This is a genomic window from Janthinobacterium sp. GW821-FHT03C10 (assembly GCF_059420865.1).
The window spans coordinates 601,103-620,605 of record NZ_JBWKUN010000004.1; the positions used below are offsets into that span (position 1 = coordinate 601,103).

Here is a 19,503-nt window from a genome sequence, read left to right on the forward strand (position 1 = left end):
ACTCCGAATGATCTTTCAACGCGCCCTTCGACGTGAATTGGCTAGTGCCGCCGGGGCCACCTTCACTGTTTTGTTCAGCATCCTGCTCACCTGGATGCTGATCGGTATTCTCGGCAAGGCGGCGGGAGGCAAGATTGCATCGTCCGACGTCATGTCCCTGATGGTCTTTTCCGCCCTGATGCAGCTGCCGACCATCATCATCCTCACCGGTTTCATTTCGGTGCTGATGGTCGTCACGCGCAGCTACAAGGAGTCGGAGATGGTGGTGTGGTTCGCCTCAGGCCTGAGCCTGTCGCGCTGGATCTGGCCCGTGCTCAGTTTCGGCCTGCCGCTGGTGCTGGCCACCGGTATCCTGAGTTTGTACGCCACGCCGTGGGCGCAAAAGAAAAGCGATGAATATGTGGCGCGCTTTGAAAAGCGCGAAGACCTGCAGAAAGTCACGCCAGGCCAGTTCCGCGAATCGGCCGGCAGCAACCGCATCTTTTTCGTCGAGGGCGTCAGCGGCGAGAAGAACGTGGTGCAGAACGTCTTCGTCAATACCGTCGATGAAAAAGGCAGCGCCGTCGTCGTCGTCGCCAGAGAAGGCGTGATCAATACCGACGCCAAGGGCGAACGCTTCCTGGTGCTCAAGAGCGGCCGCCGCTACCAGGGCGTGCCGACACAGGCGGACTTCCAGACCATGGAATTCGAGCAGTACATCATGCGCATCGAGAGCAAGCAGCAGGAACTGGGCGCGGAACTGGGCGTGCGCGCCATGAGCACCATGGCGCTGGTCGCCGATCCGAATCCCTATACCATGGCCGAGTTGCTGTGGCGCGTCAGCGCGCCGCTGATCGGCCTGATGCTGATCCTGCTGGCCATTCCGCTGGGCTTTGTCAATCCGCGCGCCGGCAGTTCGGCCAACCTGATCATCGCCCTGCTGATTTTCTTCACCTACAGTAACCTGATCAAGGTCATCGAAGCGAGCGTCAAGCAGGGCCGCCTGACCTTCGGCCTGGCCTGGTGGCCGCTGCACCTGCTGGCGGCGCTGGCCGTGGTGGCGCTGTTTGCCTGGCGCCTGAATGTGAACCACCGCTACCATCCGCTGGTCCTGCTGGCGGCCTTCAAGCGCGCGCGCCGCGCCGGCAAACCAAGTAAAGCGGCATCGAAATGAAGATCTTACAGCGCTATTTTGCGGTCTCGATATTCCAGGCGGTGCTGTTCGTGCTGCTGGCCTTCCTGGCACTGCAAGCCTTCATCGACCTGACGGGCGAGCTGCCCAAGGTGGGCCGCAACGGCTATACCATCCAGTACGCCTTCCTGTACGTACTGGTGCTGGTGCCGGGCCACGTGTACGAGGTGATGCCGATCGCGGCGCTGATCGGCACCATCTACACGATGGCGCAATTTGCCGCCAGTTCCGAATTCACCATCATGCGCGCATCGAGCATGTCGACGGCGATGGCTGCCGGTTTCCTGTTCCGCATCGGTATCGTCTTCGTCGTCATCACCTTCATCTTCGGCGAGTTGATCACGCCGCGCACGGAGCCGCTGGCCGAACGCCTGAAGCTGACTTCGCGCGGCGCGGCCGTGTCGAGCGAGTTTCGCTCGGGCCTGTGGACCAAGGACATGGTCAAGAGCGACGGCCTGACGGGCACCGTCACCGGTTCGCGCTTCTTCAACGTGGGCGAAGCGCGTCCCGACGGCCAGCTGAAAAACGTCAAGCTGTATGAATTCGACACCGATATGCGCTTGCGCACCCTCACCGTCGCCAAGGGCGCGACGTATCAGGGCAATAATATCTGGCGCCTGACCGACGTGACGGAAACCTCGTTCTCGAACAGCGCGGCGACCTCGCCCGGCTTCGAGCCGAAGCTGGAAAACTACTATGCGCAGGAAACGAGCCTGGTGCGTACGGTGCAAAGCGCCAGCAAGGACATGACGTCGGAAGTGACGCCGAAGATCCTGACGGTGTCGGCGTCCGATCCCGAGCGCATGTCGGCCAGCGAGCTGGCCGTGTACACGCGCCACCTGGCCGAGAACAAGCAGGAAACGGAGCGTTTCCGCATCGCTTTCTGGAAAAAACTGATCGATCCGCTGGCCATTTTCGTACTCATGGCGCTGGCGCTGCCGTTCGCCTACATGCATACGCGCAGCGGCGGCATCAGCTTGAAGATTTTCATCGGCATCATGATCGGCGTGAGCTTCATGCTGGTCAACACGCTGTTCTCGCATCTTGGCTTGCTCAGCACCTGGCCGGCCTTCCTGACGGCGGTGGCGCCGAGCGCCCTGTATCTGCTGCTGGCGCTGGGCGCCCTGTGGTGGGTGGAGCGGCACTGATGGAGACCAACGTGAAACAGGCGCTGATCTTGTTTGCCCATGGCGCGCGCGCCGCATCGTGGGCCGCCCCATTCGAGCGCTTGCGCGACCTGACCCAGGCGCGCATGCCCGGCGCCAGCGTGCACCTGGCCTTCCTGGAACTGATGACGCCGCGCCTGCCCGAGCTGGTGGCGAGCCTGCTGGCCGAGCTGCCCGCCGGCGCCATCCTCGACGTCACCGTGGTGCCCGTGTTCCTGGGGCAGGGCGGGCATGTGCTGCGCGACTTGCCGCTGCTGCTGGAAGAACTGCGCCAGCAGCATCCGGCACTGCGCCTGAAGGTGGTCGAGGCGGTGGGCGAGAACGCCAGCGTGCTCGCCGCCATCGCCGATTACTGCGTGGCGGCGCCAGGTTCCAGCCCTCTGCCTTGAGCGGCATCGACATCGTCTACCTGTGGGTAGACGGCGCCGATCCCGCCTGGCGCGCGCGCCGGCGGCACGCATATGCCGCCTGGGCGCAGGCGCATCCCGGCCAGCTGGCCTTGCACGGCAACGTGGCGGGGCGCTACCGGGACAACGGCGAACTGCGCTACAACCTGCGCGCGCTCGAGCGCTTCTTCCCCGGCCACGGCCACGTCTACCTGCTGACGGACCGGCAAGTGCCCGCCTGGCTGCGCGCATCAAAGCGCCTGACGGTGATCGATCACGCGAGCCTGATGCCCGGTGCATCCCTGCCCGTGTTCGATTCCGGCCATATCGAATCGTACCTGCACCATATTCCGGGCCTGTCCGAACGCTTCCTGTATTTGAACGACGACGTATTTTTCGGCGCGCCGTTCGAGCCTGCATTCTGGTTTGGCGGGGACGGGGACAGGCGTTTGAGCGTTTTCACGGAAAGCGCGCTGCACGATGCGGTGCCGGGCTTGCGCGCCGACGTGGCGGCGCCCGTCAACTGCGCCACGTTGTCGCGGCAATGGCTGTCGGCGCAGTATCCCGCTTACCGGCATGAACCGCGCCTGTATGCGCATGCGCCGCGGCCCATGCTGAAAAGCGCGCTGCATGAATTGGAAGCGCTGGCGCCGGCCATGTTTGCCAGCGTGCGCGCGACGGTGTTCCGCTCGTGGCAGGTGCCGGCCTTGCTGCCCGACCTGGTGCCGCGCTGGATGGTGCATCAGGGGATTGCGCGCTCGCGCATGCTCGACCCGCTGCATATCGCCAGCGGCGATGCCCAGGCGCCGCGGCAGCTTGAGGAGCTGGCGGCGCGTTTCGGCAGCTTGCCGTTTTTCTGCATCAACGATACCTGCGACGAGGCCCAGGACGACGACCCGCGCCTGCTGCGCGTGGCCGCCACCTTGCAGCGGCTGCTGCCGCTGCCGTCTTCATTTGAAATGGCTTAGCGCTTGCCCTTGGGCGCCAGGCTGATGCGGGCGGCGGCCGTGCTGTCGGACAGCGAAGCGAGGAACAGCAGCAAATAGGCGCCCAGTTCGAAGACTTCCTCACCCAGCAGCGCGTAGGCGTCCGGCATGCCATGGAAGACCTTCTTGTCGAACGGCCAGCCGGCCACCATCAGCAAGCCGCCGATGGCCGTCAGGATGGTGATGCGCATGCTGAAAATCAGGCCCGCATGGGCAAACACCTTGCGCGCGCGCGGCGCGAAAAAGATCAGCACGCGTATCAGGATCAGCAATTCCACCACGCGCAGGGCTTTTTCCAGCTGCGCCCAGGCGGGCGCCGTGCCGAATTGGTCGATATCGAGTTCGCGCAGCAGGAAGCCGAACAGCAGGGCCGACAAGCCGGCATGCATGAGGAAGCGCAAGGACTGGCGGTCAGGCTCTTGCCATGCCCGCACGCCGTGCACCGTGCAGGCCAGGGCCAGGAACAGCGCCTGCAGCCATTCCAGCAAATGGTTTTCATCGTCGATATTCGGAAACACCGTCCACAGGGCGATGGAGGCGAGCATGCTTAGCAGCACAGCGCTGGCGACGCCGGCATTGCTGCGGCTGAGCGAAGTCAGGGCTTCGCGCATGGAAGTGAAATTCATGTGTGGTCGTAAGGCTAAAGTTGCGCGGCGCGGTATTGCAGCCTGCGGGCGCAGCTTTTTTCGGGGAGATTGCATGGCGGTTTCCGTCAGCCGGAAGACCGCGCGGCAAGCGCTATGGCGGGGCGAAGCGTGATTTTATTGCTATCACGCAACAACTTCTCGAGAAAAGATGCGTGAGCATCGTATCATGTTTCTTCTGAAGACGTCGGTTACTGACTTTAAAGTCGGTAAAATACGCTGTGTTTATTCAAGCATGGCGCGCCAGCATGGCCGCCGTTTCTGCGATGGGCTGGTGCGCGCGCGCGGCCATGGCGTCGCCCAGCATCACCAGCACGGGGCCGTGGGTGTCGCCCAGGCCATGCGCCAGGGCGCTCAGCGTCAGGCGCACGATGCGCTGGTCCGGGCGGCTGCAGTTTTCAATCACCACCACGGGGGTATCGGCCCGACGGCCCAGGGCCAGCAGGCGCTGCGCCGTGGCGATGGCTTCGCGTCCGCCCATGTATTGCACCAGGGTGTCGCAGTCGGGAATGCGCGTCTGCTCCGGTTCGCCCGGCGCCGTGCTGGACGTGAAAAAGGCCACGCTGCGCGACACGCCTCGCTTGGTCAGCGGCTGCTGTGTGGCGGCCGCCGCCGCCAGCGCCGTGGTAATGCCGGGCACCACTTCGACGGCGATGCCCGCCTCTTCCAGCGCACGCAATTCCTCGTCGGCACGGCCGAACAGCATGGGGTCGCCCCCTTTCAGGCGCACCACGACGGCGTGCTTGCGGGCATTGTCGACCAGCTGCTTGTTGATAAACGCCTGCGCCGTCGATAACTGGCCGCAGCGCTTGCCGACCAGGATCTTGTGCGCCTGCGGGCACAGCTCCAGCATCTCGCTTGTCACCAGCGCGTCGTGCAGCACGACGTCGGCCTGCGCCAGCAGGCGGGCGCCGCGCAAGGTCATCAGGTCTTGCGCGCCGGGGCCGGCGCCGATCAGGTAGACCTTGCCGGGGAGTGATGGGGAGCTGTGCATATGGCTGCCTTTCCTGGACGAAGCGGGTTAGAGTCGGACCATGCCGGCCGCGACGGTCTGGTGGGTGACTTCATCGATCAGGATGAATGCCCCCGTGGCGCGGATATCGGCATACGCATCGGCCGCCAGCGCCTGCTGCACGTTCAGACTGATGCGGGCGATGTCGTTGAGCTTCAAGCCTTCGGCCGGATGGCGCTGCTGCGTGTTGATGTCGAGGATCGATTCGATCGCCGTCACCTTGGCCGCCGTCTGCTTGGTGCCGTGCTTGATCCAGTACTTGCGGCGCAGGTCCAGCGCGTCTTCCGACAGCCAGCATACGTCGGCCACCACCTGTTTCAGCAGGGTGGCAGGGCGCTCGCTGCTGGCCAGCAGGTCGCCGCGCGAGATATCGAGGTATTCATTCAGCAGCAGGGTCACGGACTGGCCCACCACGGCCGTCGGCAGCGAGCCGTCCAGGGTGACGATATCTTTCACTGTCGCCGTCTGGCCCGACGGCTGCACCACCAGGGTGTCGCCGATGCTGACCTTGCCCGCCTCGATGCGGCCCATGTAGCCGCGGAAGTCGTTCGCTTCGTGGCCGTTGTGGCGCGCCACCAGCTGCACCGGGAAGCGGAATGGCGTGTCGTGCGACTCGTCGTAGACGGACAGCGATTCGAGCAGCTCGATCAGGGTCGGGCCCGTGTACCAGCCCAGCTTGTCGCCGCGTTCGACGACGTTGTCGCCCGTCAAGGCCGACAGCGGAATCGGCGTGATGTCCTTCAGCCCCAGCGACTGGGCGAATGTGCGGTAGGCCGCGATGATGCGGTTATAGACCGTTTCATCGTAGTCGACCAGGTCCATCTTGTTGACGGCCACGACCACGTGCTCGATCTGCAGCAGATGGGCAATCGTCGAATGGCGCTTGGTCTGGATCAACAGTTCCACGCTGCCGTCGTCACCGAGTTTCACCTTCGACACGTCGATCAGGATGATGACGGCGTCGGCCGTGGAAGCGCCCGTGACCATGTTGCGCGTGTACTGCTCGTGGCCCGGCGTGTCGGCGATGATGAACTTGCGTTTCGGCGTGGCAAAGTAACGGTAGGCCACGTCGATGGTGATGCCTTGCTCGCGTTCCGCTTCCAGGCCGTCCGTCAGCAGCGACAGGTCGACCGTGTCGCCCACCGTGCGCTTGTGCTTGGAGCGCGACATGGCGTCGAGCTGGTCGGCGAAGATGCCCTTGCTGTCGAACAGCAAACGGCCGATCAGGGTGCTCTTGCCGTCATCGACGGAACCGGCCGTGATGAAGCGCAACATGCCGCGCTCCAGGCTGTCGGTGAGAGTGGTGTTCTGGATTGCTGCGTTCATTAGAAATACCCTGCTTTCTTGCGTTTTTCCATCGAGGCTTCGGAAGTCTGGTCATCCATGCGGGTGGCGCCCCGCTCCGTGATTTGCGTGATTGCCGTCTCGGCGATGATGGCGTCCACCGTCGCCGCGTCGGACGACACGGGGCAGGTGCACGAGATATCGCCCACGGTGCGGAAGCGCACGACTTGCGTTTCCACCGTTTCGCCGTCGCGCGGCGGCGTCAGATCCGTCAGCGGCACCAATAAACCGTTGCGCGGGATCACCTGGCGCTCGTGCGCGAAGTAAATCGGCGGCAATTCCAGTTGCTCGCGGGCGATGTATTGCCACACGTCCAGTTCCGTCCAGTTCGAGATGGGGAAGACGCGCATGTTTTCACCCGGATGCACGCGCGTGTTATACAGGTCCCACAGCTCGGGGCGCTGGGCTTTCGGGTCCCAGGCGCCGAATTCGTCGCGGAAGGAAAAGATGCGTTCCTTGGCGCGGGCCTTCTCTTCATCGCGGCGCGCGCCGCCGATGCAGGCGTCAAAACCGTGTTCGGCGATGGTTTCCAGCAAGGTCACGGCTTGCGCCGCGTTGCGCGAATCCGTGGCCGGATTGCGCAGGCGCACGGTGCCGCGCTTGATCGAGTCTTCCACGGAGCCGACGATCAGGCGCTCGCCCAGCTGCGCCACCTTTTTATCACGGAAAGTGATGACTTCCGGGAAGTTATGGCCCGTGTCGATATGCACGAGGGGAAACGGGAACTTGCCCGGGCGGAAGGCCTTCTCGGCCAGGCGCAGCAGGACGACGGAATCCTTGCCGCCGGAAAACAACAGGGCGGGATTGGCCGATTCGGCCGCCACTTCGCGCATGATGTGGATGGCTTCCGATTCAAGGCTGTCGAGGTGACGCTGGTTCAAAATATTGCTCATATGGATGCTTTCTTGTTCTGCTGAGTCTGTTGTGTCTGTTCAGGCTGCCACGGATTTGATGCGGATCAACTTGCCGTCCACCATGTGCAGGCCGCATTCCTTGGAATCCGGGTTTTCCCACCACCAGCGCCCGGCGCGCACGTCTTCGCCCGGCTGCACGGCCCGCGTGCACGGTTCGCAGCCGATGGACGGGTAGCCCTGGTCGTGCAGCGCGTTGTAGGGCACGTCGTTGGCACGGATATAGTCCCACACATCCTGCTCGGACCAGTCGGCCAGCGGGTTGAATTTCGTCATCGCGTGCGCCGCGTCGTCTTCCTGCACGTGCAATTCGGCGCGCGTGGTGGACTGGGCGCGGCGCTGGCCCGTGACCCAGGCCTTGTTGCCCGCCAGGGCGCGGCCCAGCGGCTCGACCTTGCGGATGCGGCAGCATTCGCGGCGCATCTCGACGCTGTTGTAAAAGGCATTCAGGCCATTCTGTTCCACGTAGGCGGCCACCGCTTCCGGCCGCGGGCGGTACAGGGTGATGTCGTGGTCGTAGCGGGTTTTCACCTTGTCGAGCACGGCCAGGGTTTCCTGGTGCAGCCGGCCCGTTTCCAGGGAAAAGATGCCGATGGGCAGCTTTGCCTTGAGAATCATGTCGGTCAGCACCATGTCTTCGGCTGCCAGGCTGGACGCGAACACGGCCGGCGAAAAATCCGCGGCGATGCGTGTCAGCGTTTGCTCGGTGGCGTCAATCAAAGAAGTCAGATCGCTCATGATGGGTCCTCAGATGCCGGCCGCGTTGTCGAGGTCAGGATTCTGGCCTTCGCGGTGGTGGCGGCGGAACAGCGGCGATTTCTGGTCCCACGACGCCTGGTAGGTTTCCGAAAACACGGATAATCCTTTCAGCGCGTCATGGATGCTGCGGTCCGGACGTGTCGCATACGCATCGAAGCCGACCCTGTGCATGGAAAACAGCTGGTCGCGCAGCACGTCGCCGATGGCGCGCAATTCACCCTGGAAACCCAGGCGGGCGCGCAGGTTGAAGGCGATGGAATAGCCGCGGCCATCCGTGAATTTCGGGAAGTCCACGCCGATGACGGGCAGTTGCGCCACATCGGCCGCCAGCTCTTCCGGCCGCTCGTCGCTGGCCAGCCAGACGCCGATGTCGGGCAGGCGGGCCGCCAGGGTTTCGCGCTGGGCTTGCCACACGGGCAGCGGCACGATGACCTTGCCTGCAGGCACGACCACCGTTTCCGGCGTGTCCGTCTCATCGAGGCGCAGCAAGCCCCAGGTATTCGGCACCACGGCGGCGTTCTTGATGATTTCTTCGCGTACTTCAAACATATTCGTCTTCTCCCACCAGGTTGCCGACCGTGATCGGCGTTGCATATACGTGTTCCTTGAACGGCGCCAGGCCCAGGCGCTGGGCCGTATCGACGAAGCGCTCGCCTTCGTGGCGGTCGCGCACGTAGACGTGCAGCAGGCGGCCGATGACTTCAGGCATCTGCAGGGAAGAGAACGATGGTCCGATGATCTTGCCGATGGCCGCGTTGTTGCCTTGCGCGCCGCCAATCGACACTTGATACCATTCGCTGCCATCCTTGTCGACGCCGAGGATGCCGATGCTGCCCACGTGATGGTGGCCGCAGGCATTGATGCAGCCGGAAATATTCAGTTCGATCTCGCCGATGTCGTGCTGGAAGTCGATGCTGTCGAAGCGTTCCGCGATGGCGGCCGCGATCGGCAGCGACTTGGCGTTGGCCAGCGAGCAGAAATCGCCGCCCGGGCAGCAGATCATGTCCGTCAGCAAACCGATGTTCGGCGTGGCCAGGCCGTGCGCCTTGGCTTCCTGCCACAGTGCGAACAGTTTCGACTGTTCCACGTCGGCCAGCACCAGGTTTTGCTCGTGCGTCACGCGCAGTTCGCCAAAGCTGTAGCGGTCGGCCAGGTCGGCCACGAAGTCGATCTGCTCGGCCGTCGCGTCGCCCGGCGGCACGCCGGTTTTCTTCAGGGACAGGACCACGGCCACGTAGCCGGGGCGCTGGTGCGGCTTGACGTTGCGCGCCAGCCAATTTACATAGGCCTTGTTGTCCGCGTGTTCGGCCTGGTAATCGAGTTCTGGCAGGGCAAGGTAGGCGGGCGGATTGAAGAAGTCCGCCACGCGCTGCATTTCCTCGGCCGTCAAGGTTTCCGGGCCATCCTTCAAGTCGACCCATTCGGCTTCCACCTGGCGCGTGAATTCTTCCACGCCGATGGCCTTCAACAGGATCTTGATGCGCGCCTTGTATTTGTTGTCGCGGCGGCCGTGCAAGTTGTACACGCGCATGATCGCCTGGATATACGTGAGCAAGTGCTGCCATGGCAGGAAGTCACGCACGACGCTGCCCAGGATCGGCGTGCGGCCCATGCCGCCGCCCGCCATCACCTTGAAGCCCACTTCGCCGACTTCGTTGCGCACGGCCGTCAGACCGATGTCGTGCACGGCGATGGCGGCGCGGTCTTCCTCGGCGCCATTGATGGCGACCTTGAATTTGCGGGGCAGGGCGATGAACTCGGGGTGGAAGGTGCTCCACTGGCGCAACACTTCCGCGTACGGGCGCGGATCGATGATTTCATCGGCGGCGACGCCGGCGAACGGGTCCGATGTTGTATTACGGATACAGTTGCCGGAGGTCTGGATCGCGTGCATTTCCACGGAAGCGAGGTCCGTCAGGATGTCGGGCGTTTGTTCCAGCTCAATCCAGTTGAACTGGATGTTCTGGCGCGTCGTGAAGTGGCCATAGCCGCGGTCGTACTTGCGCGCGATGTGCGCGAACATGCGCATCTGCTTCGCCGACAGCAAGCCGTACGGTACGGCGATGCGCAGCATGTAGGCATGGCGTTGCATATACAGGCCGTTTTGCAGGCGCAGCGGAATGAATTCCTCTTCCGTCAGTTCATTGGCGATACGGCGCGCAACCTGGTCTCGGTACTGGGCGATGCGTTCTTTGATGATGAGGTGGTCGTACTGATCGTAATGGTACATATCAATTCCTAAAAAAGCCGGGGTGCTGGAAGACTGCCTGGGATGATGTTCTTGATACTGCTCTTGTCACATGGTCGGTCATTAATAGATTAGCTTTACTGCCACGCCGGTCAAGGTCATCGCCAGCAGCACGCGTAAAAACTTTTCCGGCACGGAGCGGGCGACCCAGGAACCGAGCGTGATGCCGGGCAGGGAGCCGACCAGCAAGGAAGCCAGCAATTCCCAGTGGATGGAGCCGAGCCACCAGTGGCCCAGCGCGGCGATGGCCGTCAGGGGCACGGCGTAGGCGATGTCGGTGCCCGCCACTTCAGCCGAGCTCATGCGTGGATACAGCATCACCAGCAAGGTTGCGCCGATGGCGCCGGCGCCGATTGACGACACCGTCACCAGCACGCCCAGCACGGCGCCGGCGATGATGGTCGCAGCGGCAAGCTTGTTGCCTTGCAATTGTTTCTCAGGGTGGGCATTAATCCAAGCCAGCATGCGGCCCTTGAAAATGAGCGCCACGACGGTCAGCAGCACGGAGCCGGCGATCGAGTAACGGATGATCTGGCCGATTTGCGGCGACAGGGTGCCGAACGATTTCAGCGCCAGGGTCGCGACGACGGCGGCGGGCAGGGCGCCGATGCACAGGCGCTTGACGATATCCCAGCGGATGGTGCCGCGCAGGCGGTGCGTCAGCGTGCCGGCGCTCTTGGTGATCGAGGCGAACGCCAGGTCGGTGCCCACCGCCACGGAAGGCGGTACGCCAAACAGCAGGGTTAACAGCGGCGTCATCAGCGAACCGCCGCCCACGCCGGTCATTCCTACCAGTAATCCTACGGCAAATCCTGAGACTATATAAGACAAAGTCATGCTTGCACCCCCAAAGTACCCGCAATAGTAATAAACTTAGTGTTTAATCCAAACTACTAAGTACGCATTTGCTTATATGCGATATGCGTATATGCATGCATGCAAAATCATGGGTAGGGCGGAAACTCGGCAAATCACGGCAATCTAGGGCAAACCAGCAATGAATCTCCATCAACTGCGCTTCGTGCGCGAAGCGGTCCGGCAGAACTATAACTTGACGGACGCCGCCAAGGCCTTGTTTACGTCGCAACCGGGCGTATCGAAAGCCATCATCGAGCTGGAGGAAGAGCTGGGCGTGGATATTTTTACGCGCCACGGCAAGCGCATCCGCGGCCTGACGGAGCCCGGCCGTCTGGTGCTGGAGTCGGTCGAGCTGATCATGCAGGAAATCGACAGCATGAAGCGCATCGGCAAGGAATTCGCGGCGCAGGACAGCGGCAGCTTCACCATTGCCACCACGCATACGCAGGCGCGCTACACCTTGCCCAAGGTGGTGCAAGCGTTCATGCTGAAGTTCCCCAAGGTCAGATTGTCTTTACTGCAAGGCAATCCGCGCCAGATCGCCGAGATGGTGCAGCGCGACCAGGCGGATCTCGCCATCGCCACGGAATCGATCGCCGCCATCGATGGTTTAATTACCTTGCCATGCTATCAATGGGAGCATGTGGTGGTGGTGCCCCTCGATCATCCGCTGCTCAAATCGAAGTCCGTGACCCTGGAAGAAATCGCCGCCTTCCCCCTGATTACCTATGACAGCGCGTTTGCCGGGCGCAACAAGATCGACCATGCTTTCGTGCTGCGCGGCCTGAAGCCGGACATCTTGCTGGAAGCCATAGACGCCGACGTGATCAAGACTTATGTCGAGTTGGGCATGGGGATTGGTATCATAGCGGGTATGGCTTTCGATGCGGAGCGCGACAAAGGCTTGCGCGCCATCCCTGTCGGGCACCTGTTCGGCATGAATGTGTCGCGCGTGGCCGTCAAGCAGGGCGCGTATTTGCGCAGCTATATCTATACCTTTATCGAGTTGCTGACGCCGACCTTGAACCGCAAGCTCATCGAGCAGGCGATGAGCGGTGATAAAGAGCACTACGAACTATAACAATGCAGGAAGTCGGCCGGGCGAGGTGCCTGGCCAAGATTATTTAAGAAGAGAAGAAACAATGATTACCGATCAGCTTGCCAAATATTACGCCACCATCGCGCAGCAGTACGAGCGCGTCTATGACAAGCCCGAACGCCAGGAAGACCTGGAAGTGTTGCGCGACAAGGTCGCCGACGTGCTGGAAGGCCACACCGTGCTGGAACTGGCCTGCGGTACCGGCTACTGGACGGAAGTGGTCGCCGAGTCGGCCGAGTCCGTGCTGGCCACCGATATCAACGATGAAATGCTGGCGCTGGCCCAAAAGCGCGGCTTGCCCGACAACGTCACCTTTGCCAAGCTCGACGCTTTCAACTTGCCCGATGACATGCTGGGCAAGTTCACGGCCGTGTTCGCGGGCTTCTGGTGGTCGCACGTCAAGCGCGAAGACCAGGACAAATACCTGAAGCAATTGCGCAGCAAGCTGGGCAAGGACATCCTGCTGGTGCTGATCGACAATTCCTATGTCGATGGCAGCAGCACGGTCATCGCGCGCACCGACCTGGAAGGCAATACCCACCAGTTCCGTACGACGGATGGGGGCGAGCGCTATGAAGTGCTGAAGAATTTCCCGTCGGATAGCCATCTGCGCAAGAAGTTTGCCCACTCGGCCCGCGAAATCCGCATGAAGCGCCTGGAATACTACTGGCTGCTGAGCTGCCGTCTGAAGTAAGGCTGGCACGGCAAGACAAACCGCCTGCGGGCGGTTTTTTTTCGTCTGTTGTTTTTATCTGACAAGATGTTGTTCCAAAAAACAACATCTTGTCGATGTCATATTGTTGAAGTATTTCGTGGGCATGATTCGGTTCAGCAGCTCAGCAGCAGCTCATCTTGTCCAACCTAATGTAGAGATTCTCAAGTGAAAAAAATTACTCTGGCAGCATTGATCGTCGGCACCTTCGCAGCAGCTACGGCGCAAGCACAATCGAACGTCACCGTCTATGGTCTGGTTGACCTCGGTATCGCCAAGACCACTGGCCAGCCGACGGTACAACGCGAAAACAATGCATCGCGCCTCGGTTTCAAGGGTACGGAAGATCTGGGTGGCGGCCTGTCCGCAATTTTTAACCTGGAAAGTGAATTCCTGGCCGACACCGGCGCGCAAAAAGGCGTGCTGTTCGACCGTCAAGCCTACGTGGGCTTGAAAGGCGCTTTCGGTACCGCCATCCTGGGCCGCACCAAGAACCTGGTCGATGGCACCATCGCCCGCGTCGACCCATTCAACACCTACGGCGTGGTCGGCAAGAACAATGAAACCCTGCTGCGTTCGGGCGTCGGCACGTCGCGCGTCAACAATGCCGTGACCTACAACAGCCCAAGCTTTGACGGTTTCGTGGGCAGCCTGCAATATGTGCTGAGCGAAGTCAACAGCGCTGACGCCGGCGTGATCGGCCTGGCAACCTACGACAATGGTCCGATCAGCCTGCACGCCGGCTACGAGAAAGCCGTGCAGGCAACGGCTACGGCAGCCAAGGCTGACCTGTGGTCCATCGGTGGCGGCTATAAATTCGGCCCAGCCAAGATCACGGCCGCCTACTCGAAAGGCGACACCAAGGTTGCCACGACTGGCGAATTCAAGTCCTACCTGGTCGGCCTGAACTACACGGTGGGCGGCGGCGATGCCAAAGTGTCGTATGGCAAGCAAGAACAGAGCAACAACAAGTTCAAGGATCAGGATACCATCAAGGAATTCGGCGTCGGCTATGACTACCACCTGTCGAAGCGCACCGACGTGTACGCTTACGCTGGCCGCGAGCGCGTCAAGTCGCTGACCTCGTACCAGATTGGTCTGGCACACAAATTCTAAGCATCGTTCGATGTGACGAAGCAAAGGCGCCTGCGGGCGCCTTTTTTATTGCATCGCCGCGGCTGCCGCTTCTGCCTGCATGGGCAGCGAGATGTCGATGCGTGTGCCGCCCAGCTCGCTATCGGCACCGATATGGATGCTGCCGTTCAAGCCCCACACCCGTTCGCGCATGCCCAGCAAGCCCAGTGCCGTGGCTTTTTCCATGTCGTGTTCGGCAATGCCGCGGCCGTCATCCTGGATGGTGATCGCCAGCGAGGAATCGATGCGGTGCAGGGCGATGGTGATGTGGCTGGCCTCGGCATGGCGCGCGATATTCGTCAGCGCTTCCTGCACGATGCGGTAGATGGCCGTGCTGCGCGCATCGTCGAGCACGAGGTCGGCCTCGTCGGCCAGCAAATCGAAATGGATGGCGCGGCGCAGCAGGAAGTCGTGGCGCAGTTTTTGCAGTGCAAAATACAATCCCCCTTCATCGAGCGCGCGCGGGCGCAGGTTGCTGGCGATGCGCCGCAGCGAGGTGATGGCCGTCACCAGCAAACCGTCCATGCTGTGCAGCAAGGCTTGCAGGGGCGCGGTGGTGTCCGTGTGCTGGCGCACCAGGGTCAGGTCGACGCGCAAGGTGGCAAGCAATTGCCCCAGGTCATCATGCAGTTCGCGCGCGATATGCTTGCGTTCTTCTTCGCGGATGGTTTGCAGCGCGCTCGACAATTCACGCAGTTGCGAAAAGGAGCGGGCCAGCTGTTCATGCATCTGCTGACGCGCCGTAATGTCGCGCACGATGATGGTAAATACGCTATGGCCATCTTCCTGCATGGCCGAGAGCGATCCTTCAAGGGGAAACATGACTCCATCGCTGCGCCGTCCCGTCAAGGTGTAGTCGGTGGCGCGCCGGCCCGTCAGGCGCAGTTCCTGGCTGATGTCGCCAAACGGCGGCTCGCCATCGTGCTTGCCCAGGCCACCCAGGGTACGCAAGTCGCGCAGGATGTAGTGGCCCAGGCGCATGCCGCGCATGCCGGCCGGCGTGTCGTCGAACAATCTGGCCGCCGCCGCGTTCGCATGCAGGATGATTTGCCGGCTGTCGATGCTGATGATGGCGTCGCTGGCGCTGTCGATGATGGCCTGGCCGCGTGCCTGCTGTTGCCGGCGGGCTTTCAGTGGGGGAAACAAGCACAGCAAAAGCGCCGCCGCCATACCCAGCGGCAAGATGCGCAGCAGTGCGGGACTGCCTCGGTCGGGCATGGGGTTCTCCTTGCGAACGTGTACGAAGGCAGGCAAGACGGTGCTGGGAGGTTGGACTTTATCTAGCCTATGCCTGCTGGCGCGGCGCGGCTTGATGTGGCGCAGGAAGGGGAAAGGAAGAGATCAAGGCGCCGCACCGACCTGGGCCGGGCGGCGGCGAGCGATTTACATTTGCTTGAACAGATGCAGGAAGCTGCGGCTGACTTCGAGCTTGTCGGATTTGCCTTTGATGAGTACCAGGTGGCGGCCGCGGATGTCGCGCGTCACGCCTTCGATGGCATTCACGTTGACCAGGGTGGCGCGGTGGATTTGCCAGAACAGCGAAGGATCGAGCTCTTCGGCAAGGTCGCGTACGGGCTTGCGGATCAGCGCTTCATACTTGGCCGTCTGTACGCACGTGTATTTCTCGACAGAACGGAAGAACAAAATCTCTTCCACGGGGATCATGCGCAAGTCCTGGCCGATGCTGGCCTGTATCCATTGCAAGTAAGCGGGCTTGGCCGTGATTTTCTCCGCCAGTTGCGACAGCATGGCCGTGACGCTGCTGTTGACGTCCAGGGCCGGCTTGTTCAAGTGTGTTTTCAGGCGCTCTACCGTCACCAGCAAGCGCTCATGCTCGGGCGGTTTGAGCACGTAGTCGACGGCGCCCCGCTCGAAGGCTTCGACGGCATGGCTATCATAGGCCGTGACGAAGACGATATGCGTCTTGCTGCCTATTACTTGCGCCGCTTCCATGCCTGTCTTGCCCGGCATGCGGATATCGAGGAAGGCAAAGTCCGGCTTGAGTTGTTCCACCAGTTCGATCGCTTCGTCGCCATTCTTGGCTTCGCCGATGATTTCCAGTTCAGGCCAGGCCTGGCCCAGGCGCAGGCGCAGCTGGTCGCGCATCAGTCTTTCGTCGTCGGCAATAATAGCGGTAGGCATAGGTCTCAAGTGTGAACAGGCGAAGATTGATTATTCAATGATTTAGCGTTTTTATCAACTGTCTTATTTGGACAATTGATATGGCACTTCGATCACCGCACACACGCCGGACGGTTGATTTGGCGTAATGGTCAGGCTGCCCTGGTCGCCATGCAGCAGCTTCAGGCGTTCGCGGATGGTGGGCAAACCCAGTCCCGTGCCATCGCTGGGTACCACGCCAAAGCCGAGGCCGTCGTCGGTGACCGTCACGCGCAGCTTGCTGTGCGCCACTTCGGCCACGATGCGCAGGGTGCCGCCTTCCGGTTTGACTTCCAGGCCGTGCTTGATGGCATTTTCCACCATCGATTGCAGCATCATGGGCGGGAAGGCTGCGCTGCGCAGGCCGTCGGGAATCTGGAAGTCGACGGTCAGGCGTTCTTCCATGCGCATTTTGAGCAGGTTCAAGTACGCTTGCACCATGTCCGCTTCACGGCCCAGGTTGGTAATCAGGGCGTTGTCTCGCATTTGCGGCAGCACGGCGCGCAGATACTGGATCAGACTGCGCTGCATCTTGGCCGCGCGCGGCGGGTCGACCTGGATCAGGTGTTCGACGGAGGCAAGCGTATTGAACAGGAAGTGCGGCTCGACTTGCGCCTGCATCATCTGCATCTTCGCTTCGCTGAGCTGGCGCTGCATGGATTCGCGCTCGGCCGCTTCGTTGGCCGTGACGGTTTCCGCTTCGGCGCGTTTCTTGCCGCCGACCAGGGCTTTCATGGCGAACAGGGCCAGTACCAGCAGGGAGACAAAGCTCTTGAACCAGGTCGAGGCTTGCTGGTGATAGCGCGACACCTTTTGCTCCGCCGCATCATCGACGGCTTCTTCGATGGCATTCGACAACTCTTCGCCGATTTGTGGCGGTAATTCAATATGGACTTCTTCCCCCGAAGCATTGGTGGTCACCGGATAGTTGGGCTTGGCAGGGGCGGCTGGTGGTTGCGGCGGTTCCGGCGGCACGGCACTGGCTTTTGCATCCGCCTCGGCGGCATCGGCTGGATCGCTGGCCGCCTCGGCCGTGCTGCTGCGCCGGTTCTTGCCGTTGCGGGGATTGAAATGGATGCCCGTATCGTCGATCAGGATATTGGTTTCCCCTGAACCCTTGTTGCTGCGTTTATGCGACTTGATGACCACTTCTTCGTCCGGGCTGGACGAGAACAGCTCATCTTGCAAAATGGAACCGGCGATCAGAGCCAGTGCAGCGAACAGGAAGAATTTCCACCAAGACAACTGAGTAACCCAGGTCGTCGTCGCGTCGAATGCCCGTTGCAACCAAGCGAGGATGGTTTTCAACAATTGGGGCAGGCTGGAAATCGGAAGCATGGGGGCACTTTCAAGTACAAGAGTTAATCGACGCAGCAGGCAAGTTTAACCCCTTGTTGAGTAGCGTCAGAGTCTGATGTTGCCACTGTGCCTAAAGACCACGAACTACGCCAGCCGATTGCGACAGGCTGCACAAAAAGGCGCTTGAAGTGAAGACTATGCTTGCTGGGCGGCGAAGGCGGGAAAATAGCGCTTGCGGGCCGCGCGGGGCAGGGCTATAATTCGCCCCCTCGCTGAACGACGCATGCAAATGCTGAGTACGGTGAGAAAAAGAAGGAGTTGACGGATGTAGTGAAATGCTTCATACTCTTCCTTCTTCGCAGCTGACAAACACAACGCTTTGTCGATAGCGCGAAAGTAGCACCGAATACCGTTCTTTAACAATTAACAGTCGATAAGTGTGGGCATTTGATGTAAGTGCAGCGCTGCGCAAGCAGTGTAAAACTTAAAATATCAAATGTTCACGAATAAATAAATGAAATAGGACGCTTCGTAAGAAGTGGCCTGTCAGTTTTTTGAGTGAGCGACCCGTCAGCAATGACGGTGCCTGTAAAAGGGCAAAGTAACAGAGATTAAACTGAAGAGTTTGATCCTGGCTCAGATTGAACGCTGGCGGCATGCCTTACACATGCAAGTCGAACGGCAGCACGGAGCTTGCTCTGGTGGCGAGTGGCGAACGGGTGAGTAATATATCGGAACGTACCCTGGAGTGGGGGATAACGTAGCGAAAGTTACGCTAATACCGCATACGATCTACGGATGAAAGTGGGGGATCGCAAGACCTCATGCTCGTGGAGCGGCCGATATCTGATTAGCTAGTTGGTAGGGTAAAAGCCTACCAAGGCATCGATCAGTAGCTGGTCTGAGAGGACGACCAGCCACACTGGAACTGAGACACGGTCCAGACTCCTACGGGAGGCAGCAGTGGGGAATTTTGGACAATGGGCGAAAGCCTGATCCAGCAATGCCGCGTGAGTGAAGAAGGCCTTCGGGTTGTAAAGCTCTTTTGTCAGGGAAGAAACGGTGAGGGCTAATATCCCTTGCTAATGACGGTACCTGAAGAATAAGCACCGGCTAACTACGTGCCAGCAGCCGCGGTAATACGTAGGGTGCAAGCGTTAATCGGAATTACTGGGCGTAAAGCGTGCGCAGGCGGTTTTGTAAGTCTGATGTGAAATCCCCGGGCTCAACCTGGGAATTGCATTGGAGACTGCAAGGCTAGAATCTGGCAGAGGGGGGTAGAATTCCACGTGTAGCAGTGAAATGCGTAGATATGTGGAGGAACACCGATGGCGAAGGCAGCCCCCTGGGTCAAGATTGACGCTCATGCACGAAAGCGTGGGGAGCAAACAGGATTAGATACCCTGGTAGTCCACGCCCTAAACGATGTCTACTAGTTGTCGGGTCTTAATTGACTTGGTAACGCAGCTAACGCGTGAAGTAGACCGCCTGGGGAGTACGGTCGCAAGATTAAAACTCAAAGGAATTGACGGGGACCCGCACAAGCGGTGGATGATGTGGATTAATTCGATGCAACGCGAAAAACCTTACCTACCCTTGACATGGCTGGAATCC

The 19,503-nt window shown here is 60.9% G+C and carries 18 protein-coding genes and 1 rRNA gene; 8 read left to right on the forward strand and 11 right to left on the reverse strand.

Annotated features, from left to right (window positions below; all coding sequences use genetic code 11):
• Positions 1-7 precede the first annotated feature (7 nt).
• From lptF to AC07VH_RS16990, 4 genes are read left to right on the forward strand one after another with little or no spacing between them, the layout of a single operon-like run.
• Positions 8-1,153 carry an LPS export ABC transporter permease LptF gene (gene lptF, locus AC07VH_RS16975; RefSeq protein ID WP_475415201.1) on the forward strand — a complete coding sequence of 382 codons (1,146 nt, stop codon included), beginning with the start codon at positions 8-10 and terminating at the stop codon, positions 1,151-1,153.
• A complete protein-coding gene (gene lptG, locus AC07VH_RS16980; protein ID WP_475415202.1) occupies positions 1,150-2,319 on the forward strand; it encodes an LPS export ABC transporter permease LptG in 1,170 nt (389 codons plus the stop codon). Before lptF ends, lptG begins: the two co-directional genes overlap by 4 nt.
• A complete protein-coding gene (locus AC07VH_RS16985) occupies positions 2,319-2,726 on the forward strand; it encodes a sirohydrochlorin chelatase (RefSeq protein WP_070219474.1) in 408 nt (135 codons plus the stop codon). The genes lptG and AC07VH_RS16985 overlap by 1 nt, the downstream gene beginning before the upstream one ends.
• The gene (locus tag AC07VH_RS16990; protein WP_494788743.1) at positions 2,723-3,691 is read left to right on the forward strand and encodes a Stealth CR1 domain-containing protein; all 969 of its coding nucleotides are present in this window, start codon (positions 2,723-2,725) and stop codon (positions 3,689-3,691) included. The genes AC07VH_RS16985 and AC07VH_RS16990 overlap by 4 nt, the downstream gene beginning before the upstream one ends.
• Here AC07VH_RS16990 and AC07VH_RS16995 read toward each other — a convergent pair.
• The 8 genes from AC07VH_RS16995 to AC07VH_RS17030 all read right to left on the reverse strand — a co-directional run bounded on the left by AC07VH_RS16995 (position 3,688) and on the right by AC07VH_RS17030 (position 11,464).
• Positions 3,688-4,335 carry a hypothetical protein gene (locus tag AC07VH_RS16995; RefSeq protein WP_494788744.1) on the reverse strand — a complete coding sequence of 216 codons (648 nt, stop codon included), beginning with the start codon at positions 4,333-4,335 and terminating at the stop codon, positions 3,688-3,690. The two genes, AC07VH_RS16990 and AC07VH_RS16995, sit on opposite strands and share 4 nt — an antisense overlap.
• A gap of 247 nt (positions 4,336-4,582) precedes the next feature.
• On the reverse strand, positions 4,583-5,347 hold the full coding sequence (cobA, locus tag AC07VH_RS17000) for a uroporphyrinogen-III C-methyltransferase (protein WP_475415206.1): 765 nt from the start codon (positions 5,345-5,347) through the stop codon (positions 4,583-4,585).
• Between the two features lie 27 nt (positions 5,348-5,374).
• Positions 5,375-6,691, reverse strand: a complete 1,317-nt coding sequence (locus tag AC07VH_RS17005; RefSeq protein ID WP_494788745.1) for a sulfate adenylyltransferase subunit 1 — start codon at positions 6,689-6,691, stop codon at positions 5,375-5,377.
• Positions 6,691-7,608, reverse strand: coding sequence for a sulfate adenylyltransferase subunit CysD (gene cysD, locus AC07VH_RS17010; protein ID WP_475415217.1), 918 nt, complete (start codon positions 7,606-7,608; stop codon positions 6,691-6,693). The genes AC07VH_RS17005 and cysD overlap by 1 nt, the downstream gene beginning before the upstream one ends.
• Positions 7,609-7,641: 33 nt before the next feature.
• Complete coding sequence (locus AC07VH_RS17015) at positions 7,642-8,358, reverse strand: phosphoadenylyl-sulfate reductase (RefSeq protein WP_489628408.1); 717 nt, start codon at positions 8,356-8,358, stop codon at positions 7,642-7,644.
• Positions 8,359-8,367: 9 nt separating this feature from the next.
• Positions 8,368-8,928 carry a DUF934 domain-containing protein gene (locus AC07VH_RS17020; protein ID WP_475415209.1) on the reverse strand — a complete coding sequence of 187 codons (561 nt, stop codon included), beginning with the start codon at positions 8,926-8,928 and terminating at the stop codon, positions 8,368-8,370.
• On the reverse strand, positions 8,921-10,609 hold the full coding sequence (locus AC07VH_RS17025) for a nitrite/sulfite reductase (protein WP_494788746.1): 1,689 nt from the start codon (positions 10,607-10,609) through the stop codon (positions 8,921-8,923). Before AC07VH_RS17025 ends, AC07VH_RS17020 begins: the two co-directional genes overlap by 8 nt.
• 81 nt (positions 10,610-10,690) lie before the next feature.
• Positions 10,691-11,464: a sulfite exporter TauE/SafE family protein gene (locus tag AC07VH_RS17030; RefSeq protein WP_475415211.1), complete on the reverse strand. Its 774-nt coding sequence runs from the start codon at positions 11,462-11,464 to the stop codon at positions 10,691-10,693.
• Between the two features lie 160 nt (positions 11,465-11,624).
• On the opposite strand from AC07VH_RS17030, the gene AC07VH_RS17035 reads away from it, so the two are divergent.
• From AC07VH_RS17035 to AC07VH_RS17045, 3 genes are all read left to right on the forward strand, one after another.
• Positions 11,625-12,566: a CysB family HTH-type transcriptional regulator gene (locus AC07VH_RS17035; protein WP_086138738.1), complete on the forward strand. Its 942-nt coding sequence runs from the start codon at positions 11,625-11,627 to the stop codon at positions 12,564-12,566.
• Positions 12,567-12,627: 61 nt separating this feature from the next.
• Positions 12,628-13,278 carry a class I SAM-dependent methyltransferase gene (locus AC07VH_RS17040; protein WP_436499149.1) on the forward strand — a complete coding sequence of 217 codons (651 nt, stop codon included), beginning with the start codon at positions 12,628-12,630 and terminating at the stop codon, positions 13,276-13,278.
• A gap of 186 nt (positions 13,279-13,464) precedes the next feature.
• Entirely contained in the window at positions 13,465-14,412 is a 948-nt protein-coding gene (locus AC07VH_RS17045) for a porin (RefSeq protein WP_489628407.1), read from the forward strand.
• 45 nt (positions 14,413-14,457) lie between these two features.
• Here the strand turns inward: AC07VH_RS17045 and AC07VH_RS17050 are convergent, their stop codons facing one another.
• The 3 genes from AC07VH_RS17050 to AC07VH_RS17060 all read right to left on the reverse strand — a co-directional run bounded on the left by AC07VH_RS17050 (position 14,458) and on the right by AC07VH_RS17060 (position 17,928).
• Positions 14,458-15,648: a PAS domain-containing sensor histidine kinase gene (locus tag AC07VH_RS17050; RefSeq protein ID WP_475415213.1), complete on the reverse strand. Its 1,191-nt coding sequence runs from the start codon at positions 15,646-15,648 to the stop codon at positions 14,458-14,460.
• A 165-nt stretch (positions 15,649-15,813) separates the two neighbouring features.
• Complete coding sequence (locus AC07VH_RS17055) at positions 15,814-16,572, reverse strand: LytR/AlgR family response regulator transcription factor (protein WP_494788747.1); 759 nt, start codon at positions 16,570-16,572, stop codon at positions 15,814-15,816.
• Positions 16,573-16,635: 63 nt separating this feature from the next.
• The gene (locus AC07VH_RS17060; RefSeq protein ID WP_494788748.1) at positions 16,636-17,928 is read right to left on the reverse strand and encodes a sensor histidine kinase; all 1,293 of its coding nucleotides are present in this window, start codon (positions 17,926-17,928) and stop codon (positions 16,636-16,638) included.
• 574 nt (positions 17,929-18,502) lie between these two features.
• Here AC07VH_RS17060 and AC07VH_RS17065 point away from each other — a divergent pair.
• A 16S ribosomal RNA gene (locus AC07VH_RS17065) occupies positions 18,503-19,503 on the forward strand; the annotation flags it as partial.

Bases quoted from the DNA above. Each gene is read 5' to 3' on its own strand.
- AC07VH_RS17020 (WP_475415209.1), bottom strand. From the start codon at position 8,928: ATGTTTGAAGTACGCGAAGAAATCATCAAGAACGCCGCCGTGGTGCCG.
- AC07VH_RS17030 (WP_475415211.1), bottom strand. From the start codon at position 11,464: ATGACTTTGTCTTATATAGTCTCAGGATTTGCCGTAGGATTACTGGTA.
- lptG (WP_475415202.1), top strand. From the start codon at position 1,150: ATGAAGATCTTACAGCGCTATTTTGCGGTCTCGATATTCCAGGCGGTG.
- AC07VH_RS17060 (WP_494788748.1), bottom strand. From the start codon at position 17,928: ATGCTTCCGATTTCCAGCCTGCCCCAATTGTTGAAAACCATCCTCGCT.
- AC07VH_RS17005 (WP_494788745.1), bottom strand. From the start codon at position 6,691: ATGAACGCAGCAATCCAGAACACCACTCTCACCGACAGCCTGGAGCGC.
- cobA (WP_475415206.1), bottom strand. From the start codon at position 5,347: ATGCACAGCTCCCCATCACTCCCCGGCAAGGTCTACCTGATCGGCGCC.
- AC07VH_RS17055 (WP_494788747.1), bottom strand. From the start codon at position 16,572: ATGCCTACCGCTATTATTGCCGACGACGAAAGACTGATGCGCGACCAG.
- AC07VH_RS17025 (WP_494788746.1), bottom strand. From the start codon at position 10,609: ATGTACCATTACGATCAGTACGACCACCTCATCATCAAAGAACGCATC.
- lptF (WP_475415201.1), top strand. From the start codon at position 8: ATGATCTTTCAACGCGCCCTTCGACGTGAATTGGCTAGTGCCGCCGGG.
- AC07VH_RS17040 (WP_436499149.1), top strand. From the start codon at position 12,628: ATGATTACCGATCAGCTTGCCAAATATTACGCCACCATCGCGCAGCAG.
- AC07VH_RS17050 (WP_475415213.1), bottom strand. From the start codon at position 15,648: ATGCCCGACCGAGGCAGTCCCGCACTGCTGCGCATCTTGCCGCTGGGT.
- AC07VH_RS16985 (WP_070219474.1), top strand. From the start codon at position 2,319: ATGGAGACCAACGTGAAACAGGCGCTGATCTTGTTTGCCCATGGCGCG.
- AC07VH_RS17035 (WP_086138738.1), top strand. From the start codon at position 11,625: ATGAATCTCCATCAACTGCGCTTCGTGCGCGAAGCGGTCCGGCAGAAC.
- AC07VH_RS17015 (WP_489628408.1), bottom strand. From the start codon at position 8,358: ATGAGCGATCTGACTTCTTTGATTGACGCCACCGAGCAAACGCTGACA.
- AC07VH_RS16995 (WP_494788744.1), bottom strand. From the start codon at position 4,335: ATGAATTTCACTTCCATGCGCGAAGCCCTGACTTCGCTCAGCCGCAGC.